General features: G+C 61.5%; 1 protein-coding gene and 2 pseudogenes. All 3 read left to right on the top strand.

The annotated features are described in order from the left end of the window. Positions 1-408 (top strand): annotated as a pseudogene (locus tag WBM93_RS05915) (SAM-dependent methyltransferase); the annotation flags it as partial. Positions 409-528: 120 nt separating this feature from the next. Next, positions 529-1,191 (top strand): ribulose-phosphate 3-epimerase, encoded by a 663-nt coding sequence (gene rpe / locus WBM93_RS05910; RefSeq protein ID WP_424429469.1) that lies wholly within the window; start codon positions 529-531, stop codon positions 1,189-1,191. After that, positions 1,188-2,190 (top strand): annotated as a pseudogene (locus tag WBM93_RS05905) (heparinase); the annotation flags it as partial. The gene rpe and the pseudogene WBM93_RS05905, both read left to right, overlap by 4 nt.

Below are 2,190 nucleotides of genomic sequence, written 5' to 3'. Positions count from 1 at the left end.
CAATGGGAGCCTGCCGAACCCGCCGATGCTGTCCTGCTCGACGCGCCGTGCAGCGCCACCGGCATTTTCCGTCGCCACCCCGATGTGCTCCACTGCATCGGTAGCCGCCAGATTGCAGACCGCGCGGAAACACAAAGCGCCCTCCTCGACCGCACCGTTCCCTGGGTCAAGCCCGGCGGAACCCTTGTCTATGCCGTCTGCTCGCTGGAGCCGGAGGAAGGCGAGGAGCAGATCGAGGCCTTCCTCGAACGTCACGATCAATTTGCAATCGATCCGGTCACCGCCGACGAGTTGCCGGAGCATATCCTGCCAACCGACAATGGTTGCGTCCGAACGCTGCCGACCACGTTGGCCGAACAGGGCCATGTCGACGGATTCTTCATCGTGCGTTTGCGCCGAAAAGACTGATTTTCTACATATTGTGAACCTGTCCCCAATCTGTCCACAAGGGACTGTATGTTGACCCGAAACGTGCCTTGCTTGCACCGGCCAAAAATCCTAAAGGCTGGCGCAATCTAAGGAAGAGCCATGTCCGACAGCATCCGAATCGCCCCGTCCATTCTCTCCGCCGATTTTGCCCGGCTGGGTGAAGAGGTGCAGGCCATCGACAAGGCCGGTTGCGACTGGATCCATGTTGATGTGATGGATGGGCATTTCGTCCCCAATATCACCATCGGCCCGGCGGTGGTCAAAGCGCTGCGTCCGCACAGCGCCAAACCGTTCGACGTCCATCTGATGATTTCGCCGGTCGATCAATATCTGGAAGCCTTTGCCGACGCTGGCGCGGATTACATCTCCTTCCACCCGGAGGCCGGCGCGCATCCGCACCGCACGGTGCAGACCATCCATTCGCTCGGCAAGCAGGCCGGGCTGGTGCTCAACCCGGCGACTCCGCTCGACATTCTCGACTATCTGATCGACGATCTCGACCTTATTCTCGTGATGAGCGTCAACCCGGGTTTTGGCGGGCAGAGTTTCATCGACAGCCAGCTGCGCAAGATCGAGGCGATCCGCAAGCGGATTACCGCCACCGGCAAGGATATCCGGCTGGAAGTCGACGGCGGTATCGATCTCAATACCGCGCCAAAGGCGATTGCTGCCGGTGCCGATACACTGGTCGCCGGAACCGCGACATTTCGCGGCGGACCGGATCAATATGCCGCCAATATCAGCGGCCTGAGGGGTGAATGATCACCGGCAGGTCTGACCGGCTTGATCTGGGCGATGGCCATCCGGATGAGCCAGCGACCAATGACGAGAATGATGACGTCAGCGAAGGCCGCAGCCTGACCCTGCGCCATGACCGCGATCGCGGCCAGTCGCTCGCCGAACAGGCGGCGATGCTCTATTACCGGATGACCTGGCGGATGCCGATGCACAGACTTCGTCTGTCCGGTAAATTGCCGCTGCGTCTGCTGGCGGTGCCGGTTGATCCGGTTGAAGGCGACCGGGTCCAGGGCATGGCGGTCCGCGCCGGATATTTCCTGTTCCGCGGGCTCAAGAAGAAGCACGAGAATATCGATTTTGCCGAGCTCAAGCTGCCGCCGCAATTCGAGGATTATGTCCATCGCTTCCAGTGGCTGCGCGATCTCGACTCCGCGGCGTCTCGCGATCAGGCGGTGCCGGTTGCGGAAGCGCTGATGAACCAGTGGCTCGATGCCAATGGCGGGGTCATCCGCCAGCCCGCGTGGCGGCCCGACAATTGCGCCTGGCGGCTGCTGATCTGGGCCAGCCATGCGCCGCTTATCCTCTCTTCCAAGGATCTTATCTACCGTTCCAAACTGCTCAACAATATCGCACGCACTGCCCGTCATCTCGACCGGACCGCGGACAAGGCCAGCTCCAGCCTCGGTCGGTTGGTCGCGTGGAGCGGCGTGGTGGCGGCCTCCTTGCTGCTGCCCGAAGGTCGCGTGCGCCAGATCGTTGGCGAAGCCGGCCTGGAAAAGGCGATGGGCGAATTCTTCTTTGCCGATGGCGGCACCGTATCGCGTTCGCCGCTCAACCAGATGGAAGCGGTGATCTTGCTGTCGATGCTCAAGCAGGTCTATCTGGCGCGCAAGGAAGATCCACCGGCATTTCTCGAAGAGGCACTCAACAAGGCTGTTCCTCCGCTCACCGCGCTCACCCATTTCGACGGAGCGCTGGGCAACTGGCAAGGCAGCGGCGCGACATCGGCCGAACAGATAGCGC

Source organism: Parasphingorhabdus sp., from assembly GCF_049667325.1.
In the GTDB taxonomy this organism is placed as follows: domain Bacteria; phylum Pseudomonadota; class Alphaproteobacteria; order Sphingomonadales; family Sphingomonadaceae; genus Parasphingorhabdus.
This window is presented reverse-complemented; position numbering and strand designations above follow the sequence as displayed.